Below are 7,436 nucleotides of genomic sequence, written 5' to 3'. Positions count from 1 at the left end.
CCAACCCCCTCTGTAATCTCCCCCTTCCCCTTGTAGGGGAAGGGGGAGATGGGTTTGGGGCGATAGCCCGAAACCCAGAGGGGGATGGGGCTATGATCTCGCAGCGTATGATTTCATTGGCTCGCCAGTATAAGATCCGGTGAAAGCGCAACGAAAACCGCGCGCCGGTCAGTCGTCCGCCGCGGCCAGCCGCAGGCCGCGCACGCGGCCCCGGCTTTGGCTGTCGGTGTTGTCGGTGTCGGCGGAGACGGCGACGTATTCCAGGTCCGCCACCGAAACCCCATTGCCGAAGGCACGGCGGATGTCGGCGGCCAGGTCGCGGCGCTCCGTGCGCCACCTTCCCGTGGCCGCGCCGCTTTCGCGCAGGATCACCAGCTTGCCGCGGTCGTAGTACGGGTTCTGCACGAAGGTTCCAGCCGGGCGCACGCCGCCCCAGACGTAGGTGATGGCGTGCGTCACCGTGGGATAGCCCCACAGCGCGGCGAGGTCGCCGCGCAGGGTCTTGTCGCGGTTGCCGGTGTCGAACCAGAGGTGCACTGCCAGCGCCCGGTCGTCGGCGTCCGCCTTGCCCTGGTCGCTGGGCGGCATGGGTTCGTCCACCCGCCACGACCACCGCACACGCGCGCACGGCCCGCAGCGTTCGCGCACCGGGCGGTAGAGAAAGCCCACCGCTTCGTCGGCGGCGATGCGCACCGTGCCGGCGTCGCGGAAATCGAACCGCGCCGCCGCCTCGCTCGGCACCGTCAGCTTTTCCCACGGCCCGCGCGCGTCCAGCAAATCCCCGTCGGCCTCGGCCCCAAACGGCGCCGCCACGGAGACGGCCGCCGTCCCGATCACGGCCAGCGTGGCGAACGCCCGCATCACTCCACCGCTCCCGACCCCATCGCCGTGCGCACGGCGCGGGCGATGGCGTGCTGCGAAAACGGCTTCCCCACCCAGGGCGTGCCCGCGAAGCGCTCGGGCAGCACCGAGCGGTCGTAGCCCGTCACGAAGGCGAAGGGGCGGCCCGCCGCCACCAGCTCGTCGGCCAGCGCGTAACTCTCTTCCTCGTTCCGCAGGGCGATGTCCAGGAGCACGACGTCGATGGCCTCGGCGGCCAGCGCGGCGCGCGCGTCGGCGAAGGTTCCCACCGGCCCGAACACCGTCGCACCGGCATCGGCCAGCAGCCGCCGCAGGCCGCGGGCGACGAGGTACTCGTCCTCGACCAGCAGGACCCGCAGGCCCGCGAGGGTGTCGGCGTCATGCGGCGTCGCCATCGTGCCGCTCTCCGCGTTCGCCGTTCGCCAGCGCCACCTCCCCGTCCAGCGGCAGCCGCAGCGTGCAGGTGATGCCGTCCGCGCCGAAGCTCACCTCGCCGCTGCCGCCCAGCTCCAGCGGCAGGCCGTTTTGCACCAGATCGAGGCCGAAGCCCTCGCGCTCCACCGGCGCCGGGCTTTGCGCCAGGCCTCGTTCCGTCCAGGTGAAGCGCAGCATCCCGCCGCCCTCCGTGCGCTCCGCTTCCCAGGCGACCGCGATGCGGCCGCTTTCGGCCGTGAGCGCCCCGTGCTTGATGGCGTTGGTCAAAAGCTCGTTGAGCGCCAGGGCCATGAGCTGCCCGGCGCGCCGGCTGAGGCTGACCGGCGGCCCCTCGACGGTCACGGTCCCCGGGGCATACAGCGCCCGTGGCAGCGTCTCTTCCGCGAGTTCGTCGAGGTCCACACGCTCGCCGCCGGTTCGCGCCATCATGGTCTCGGTGATCCCCAGCGCGTCCAGGCGGCCCTCGAAGCGCTCGGCGAAGTCGTCCAGATCGCGGCAGGTCTCGCGGGTTTCGCGCTCCAGCGAGCGCACGGCCGCCAGCACGTTGTTCACGCGGTGTTGCAGGGCCGACACCAAGAGGCGCTGGCGGCGCTCGGCGGCCTTGGTCTGGGTGATGTCGTTGAACGCCGTGACCGCGCCGCGCACGCCGCCCGCCTCGTCCAGCAGCGGCGCGGCCGTCATCAGCACCTCGATGCCCTCGCCGCCGGGCGGGACGATGCGCAGGTCCTCGTCGCCGATCGTCTCGCCGGTGTTGAGCGCCCGCTGGAGCGGCAGATTCTCGGCCGCGACGGGCTCGCCGTCCTTTTCCACGCGGTGCTCGGCGCCGGCCGCGCCCGGAATGACGGTGCGGTCGGTTCCGCCCAGCATCTTGGCCGCCGCGCGGTTGACCGTGAGCGTCTCGCCCTCGGGATCGTGGGCAATGGCGATGCCGACAGGCGCCACGTCGAGCAGCGCGTGCAGATCGGCGAGCGCCTGGCGCGCCTCGCGGGCGCGCGCCTCGCTTTCGGCCTCGGCGGCCTTGAGGTCGGTGATGTCCACGAAGGTCAGCACCACCCCGTCCACGCGGTCCTCGTTGTCGCGGTAGGGCAGCACGCGCATGGCGAAGGTGGCCGCGCCGTCGTGGCTGACGACCTCGCGCTCGATCGTCTCGCCGCTGCGCAGCATGGCGTCGATGTCCGGCCGCAAGCCCGAGAGGTCGACGCGCGAGGTGATGTCCGTGATCGGGCGGTTCACGTCGCTGTCGATCAGGTTGAAGACGCGCGTGGCCGCGGGCGAATACCACTTGATGTTGGCCTGGCGGTCGAGGAAGACGGTCGCCACGTCGGTGCTCTGCAGCAGGTTGCGCAGGTCGGTGTTGGTCTGGTCCAGTTCGGCGACCTTGCGGTTCAGCTCCTGGTTGACCGTCTCCAGCTCCTCGTTGACGGACTGCACTTCCTCCTTGGTCGTCTCCAGCTCCTCGTTGGAGGACTGCAGCTCCTCGTTCATCGAGAGCAGCTCTTCGTTGGCCGACTTCAGCTCCTCGTTGGAGGTTTCCAGCTCCTCGATCGTCGTCTGCAGATCCTCCTTGGTGGAGGCGAGTTCGTATTCGAGCTGACGCACCCGCCCGTCACCGGACTCCCCGGGGCTTTCGGCCGCTTCCGTTTCGGTGCCGGTGGCGGCCGGCTGCGCTTCGGGCGCCTCGCTGGGGCGGAAGACGACGAGGTAGACGGGCGCCGCGCTCTTGCCGCTGATGGGGGTGGCGACGATGTCGACGCGCTCCGCCTTGCCGTTGGTGCGCACGCTCACGTCCGGCCGGACAGCCTCCCCCTGCTGTTCGCTGGCTTTCTTGAGGGCGGCCTGGAGATCGACGCGCAAGCCCGGGCGGGCGAGTTCGAGCACGTTCGTGCGCGGCGCGCCGGCGGGCTGTTCCAGGTATTTGCCCGTGCGCCGCGAGTACTGGATCGCGTTGAACTGCTCGTCGACGACGACGAAAGCGGGCCCGTACCAGTCGAGGACGAGCTTTTCGACCTTCTGCGCGCTGTCGGCGGCGGCGCCGTCGCGCGGCGCCGGGGTGTGCGGCATGTCTGGCGGCTGCGTGGCGGCGAGGAAGGGGAACTCCGGGTGCTGATTCGCCGCCTGCCGCCGCCGGCGATAGATGCGGTGCTTCTTGTCCACCGTGCCGAACAGCGTCTTCTGCTGCGCCACCGTCTCCGACGCGCCGAGGAAGAGGTAGCCTCCCTCGCGCAGCGCATAGTGAAAGACCGGGATCAGGCGGCGTTGCAGCTCGTTGTCGAAGTAGATCAGCACGTTGCGGCAGGAGATCAGGTCCAGCCGGGAGAACGGCGGGTTCTGCACCAGATCGTGGACGGAGAAGATGCACATCTCGCGCACGTCCTTGACGACGCGGTCGTGCTCTTCCTCCTCGGTGAAGTAGCGGCGCAGCCGGTTGGGCGGGATGTCCGCGGCCACGGACTTGGGGTAGCGGCCCGTGCGCGCGCTTTCGATCGCCGGCTCGTCGATGTCCGTGGCGAAGATCTGCACGCGCGGAAACCGCTCCAGCTCCTCCCGCACTTCCTGAACGAGGACGGCGATGGAAAAGGCCTCCTCGCCCGTGCCGCAGCCGGGCACCCAGATGCGCAGGGCCTGGTCGGCGGTCTTGTCCTCCAGCAGCGGCCGGATCGTGAACTGCTTGAGGGCGTCGAAGGCGTCGGGGTCGCGGAAAAAGCTGGTCACCGTGATCAGCAGTTCGTGGGCCAGGCGCTCCACCTCCTGCGCGTCCTCGCGCAGGTGCTCCACGTAGGCGGCGGCCGACGTCATGCGCAGCACCTGCATGCGCCGCTGGATGCGCCGGACCAGGGTGTTGGTCTTGTAGTGGCGGAAGTCGCGCCCCTTGCGCGCCAGCAGCACGGCGCAGATCTCGCGCAGGTAGTCCGCGGCCTCCTGCGCGACCGTCTCCACCCCCGTGTTTCCGGCGATATCGTTGAGATGGCGCGCATAGGCCAGGAGCTGCTCCGGCATCTCCCGCGCGGTGACGACGAAGTCCACCAGCCCGGTGGCGACGGCGCTCTGCGGCATGCTTTCGAAGCCGCCGCGCCCGCGCGTGTCCGAGAACGCCTCGGCGAGCGCCAGCCCGCCGTGTTCCTTGATCGCGCGCACCCCCAGCGTGCCGTCGCTGCCGGCCCCCGACATGATGACGGCGACGGCGTTGCGGCCCTGGTCCTCGGCCAGCGCGCGAAGGAAGGTGTCGATGGGCATGCGGCGCGGCTCTTCCTCGCCGGCCCATCCCTCAAGCCGCAGCGCGCCGTCGTGGATCGTCAGGAGCGCGTCCGAGGGGAGCAGGTGGACGCGGTCGGCCGCCACCGGCATCCCGTCCTCGGCCTGGACCACCGGCATGGCCGTGTAGCCGGCCAGCACCTCGTCCATGAAGCTGTGTCGGCCGTGCTGGAGGTGCTGGACGACGACGAAGGCCATGCCGCTGTCCGCCGGCATGGCGCCCAGGAACTGGCGCAGGGACTCCACCCCGCCCGCCGAGGCGCCGATGCCCACGATGGGAATGGGCGGGCCGCCGTCGGCCGGCGCCTGCCCGTCCGTGTCGTCGTTCGTCTCGCCCGTATTTCGTTTGTTGGAAACCATTCGCGTCCAATCCGTGGGAGCCGTCAGGACCGGTCATCGGGCCGGCACGCGTGCCAGCCGTGGCACGGGCGGAAGTCCACGAGGTCGGCCAGGATGTCCCGATCCACCACCCGGATAAAGCTTCCATCGCGCACGATAAAGCCGTCCGCTTCCAGGCGGTGAAACATGCGGTTCACGTGGACGGCGTGCAGGCCCAGCACCTCGCCCAGGGTGCGCTGGCTGAGCGCCAGCTCGAAGCCGCCGCCATTCGCGTGCCCGGCGGCCTCCAGCCGCGACAGAAGCTCCAGGCACAGGAAAGAGAGTTTTTCATAGGCGCTCATGCGCGCCAAGGCGACCAGCCGCTCGCGGGCGCGACACTCCGACACCGCCTGAAGGCCCGTGAAGGCGCGGGCGACGGCGGGGTCGTCGTGCAGCAGCCGCATGAACCCCGCGGCATCGACCAGGTGCACGCGCGCGTCCGTGGTCGCCGTGATCGTGAACTGGGCGCGCCCGGTCAGCGGCATGACGGTGTCCGCGAGGTCGCCCGGCAGGCTCACCTGAACCGCGCAGCGCCGCCCGTCCGCCAGGATGCGCTCGTGTTCCAGCCAGCCCTGCTCCACCACCGGGAACCACGTGGCCGTCTCCCCTTCATGGATGAGCGCCGTGCGGCGGCGCAGCACGACGCGGCGACCCGCCAACCCCGAGAGGCGATCACGCTGCTGCGGCGACAAGGCGCCCACCTCGGCCAAGCGGTCGGCAAGCGGGGTGCGGGTCATCGGGATCGCGACGCTTTCTCTACCTGAGCGCGAGCCGGCACTGGGGTGCCACCCACGGACGGTGCCCGCCAAGGCCGGCCGCGCAAAGCGTTTCCGTGCGCCGGGCCGTGATGGACCCGACCGCAGCGGCCGATACAGGAGTCGATCAAATCCGGGTAAATGAAAATTCGAGCCGCTTCGTGCATTTTTTACAATTAATGGTACGTCCTTCCCCCGAATCCCCGTTCATCCGGGCGTCCACCCGAGCAAACGCTAGTGCATGTTAGTGCAGACGGCCCATGACCTCGTAAGGATGAGATGTCCGCGAAGCAGCGGCGACCGTCGCAAACCGGAACCGCGGCAAGCGTCCCTGATCGTGGGAATGCGACAGCACCGAAGAGGGACCGTCCATGGCGACCGCAACCGAGCGGAGGGGAAACACCCCCATGACGCATCAGCAGGCACCGCAGGTGGACGAGCGCCATCAATGGGTCGTCCGGCTCGCGCTGGACGGACATTCGACGGACGACATCGCCGCCCACATGAACATGCCGCGGGACACGGTCGCACGGCTGCTGATGGACGTGCTCAAACACCTCACGCACACGACGCAGCATTGACCGGGCGCCGCGGCGGCGCGACACCCACCGGCTGGCGGCGAGCCGCGCGGACGCGCCGCGCATGCGGGACATGCCGGCCGGGACGGCCGCGCAAAAAAGACGCCCCGCGCGCCGGGCGGCACGCGCGGGGCGATCCATGGCCGGCGCTGGCCGCGGGGTCAGCTGCTGCCGTACGCGGCGCGCACGGCGTCGATGGCGGGGCCGCCGTCCTTGGCCGTCACGCCCTTCAGCCAGCCTTCGATGGTGTCGAGGTTCCGCTCGATCCACTGCCGGGCGACCCGATCCAGCTCGCGGTCCTTGTAGGAATAGGCGTGGATCCAGCGGCTCTGGGTCGAGGGCTCGACCCGGAACTGCTTCAGGAAGCGCGCGACGTTCGGGTTCGCGTCCGTCCAGCCGTCGGGGATCACGGTGTGGACCGTGGTTTCCAGCGCCGCGATCTCGCTGCTTTCCTTGTCGTCCAGGAAGCAGATGTCGAACTTCACGTCCATCCAGTGCGGCTTCCAGCCGTGGAAGACGATGGCTTCGTCCTTGCCGACCGCGCGCTCCACCTGGGCCAGCATGCCGGCGACGCTGCTGGGCACGACCTCCCAGTCGCCGAGGCCCTGGTAATCGTTTTTCACCGCCTTCTTGAAGGCGCGCGTCATGCCCGCGCCGGGCTCGATGGCGTAGATCTTGCGGCCAAAGCGCTCGCCGTTGGCGACGAGATCCTCGACGCTGGTGATCCCGGCCTCGCAGACGGAGGTGGGTACGGCGAGCCCCTGGATGGCGCCCTTCAGGTTCGCCGCGAGCTGGACCGCCTCGCCCTTGTCCAGCAGTGGCTGAAGCATCGACTTGTGCGCCGGCATCCAGGCGCCGAAGGAGACGTCCACCTCGCCGCTCTCAATGCCCTTGTAGATGAACTGCGAGCCCAGCTCGCGCGTCTCCGTCCGGTAGCCCATGGCCTCCAGCACCCGTGTGGCCACGGCGGTCTTCACGGTCACGCCGGGCCATGCCTGCACGGCGAAGCGGATCGGTTCGGATGCGCTCGCGGGCCGCGGCATACCGGCCGTCAGCGCCAGAGCGCCCGCCACGGCGAAAGCCGCCAGCCGCGGGGCGGTCAACTCGGTCCTGATCCCAGTCATTGCAGGGCCTCCCGTTGTTGTGTGTCTTTGAACGCGTTGACGACGCCGGCGCG

The 7,436-nt window shown here is 69.9% G+C and carries 6 protein-coding genes; 1 reads left to right on the top strand and 5 read right to left on the bottom strand.

Features of this window, described 5'->3' with window-relative positions; genetic code table 11:
- Nucleotides 1-168: 168 nt before the first annotated feature.
- The 4 genes from BLQ43_RS12125 to BLQ43_RS12110 are packed head-to-tail and all read right to left on the bottom strand — an operon-like array spanning nucleotide 169 to nucleotide 5,663.
- A complete protein-coding gene (locus BLQ43_RS12125; protein ID WP_090021279.1) occupies nucleotides 169-861 on the bottom strand; it encodes a DUF3047 domain-containing protein in 693 nt (230 codons plus the stop codon).
- Entirely contained in the window at nucleotides 861-1,256 is a 396-nt protein-coding gene (locus BLQ43_RS12120; RefSeq protein WP_090021276.1) for a response regulator, read from the bottom strand. Before BLQ43_RS12120 ends, BLQ43_RS12125 begins: the two co-directional genes overlap by 1 nt.
- Nucleotides 1,240-4,908: a CheR family methyltransferase gene (locus BLQ43_RS12115; RefSeq protein WP_090021273.1), complete on the bottom strand. Its 3,669-nt coding sequence runs from the start codon at nucleotides 4,906-4,908 to the stop codon at nucleotides 1,240-1,242. The genes BLQ43_RS12120 and BLQ43_RS12115 overlap by 17 nt, the downstream gene beginning before the upstream one ends.
- Nucleotides 4,909-4,931: 23 nt before the next feature.
- On the bottom strand, nucleotides 4,932-5,663 hold the full coding sequence (locus BLQ43_RS12110) for a Crp/Fnr family transcriptional regulator (RefSeq protein WP_090021269.1): 732 nt from the start codon (nucleotides 5,661-5,663) through the stop codon (nucleotides 4,932-4,934).
- A gap of 425 nt (nucleotides 5,664-6,088) precedes the next feature.
- Here BLQ43_RS12110 and BLQ43_RS14460 point away from each other — a divergent pair, with 425 nt between their 5' ends.
- Nucleotides 6,089-6,262 carry a helix-turn-helix domain-containing protein gene (locus tag BLQ43_RS14460; protein ID WP_143006274.1) on the top strand — a complete coding sequence of 58 codons (174 nt, stop codon included), beginning with the start codon at nucleotides 6,089-6,091 and terminating at the stop codon, nucleotides 6,260-6,262.
- Nucleotides 6,263-6,420: 158 nt separating this feature from the next.
- On the opposite strand, the gene BLQ43_RS12105 is transcribed toward BLQ43_RS14460, so the two are convergent.
- A complete protein-coding gene (locus tag BLQ43_RS12105; protein WP_090021267.1) occupies nucleotides 6,421-7,383 on the bottom strand; it encodes an ABC transporter substrate-binding protein in 963 nt (320 codons plus the stop codon).
- Between the last annotated feature and the right edge of the window lie 53 nt (nucleotides 7,384-7,436).

This window comes from Limimonas halophila, assembly GCF_900100655.1.
In the GTDB taxonomy this organism is placed as follows: Bacteria; Pseudomonadota; Alphaproteobacteria; order Kiloniellales; family Rhodovibrionaceae; genus Limimonas; species Limimonas halophila.
The sequence above is the reverse complement of the archived record's forward strand: the minus strand, read 5'-3'. Positions and strand labels throughout refer to the sequence as shown.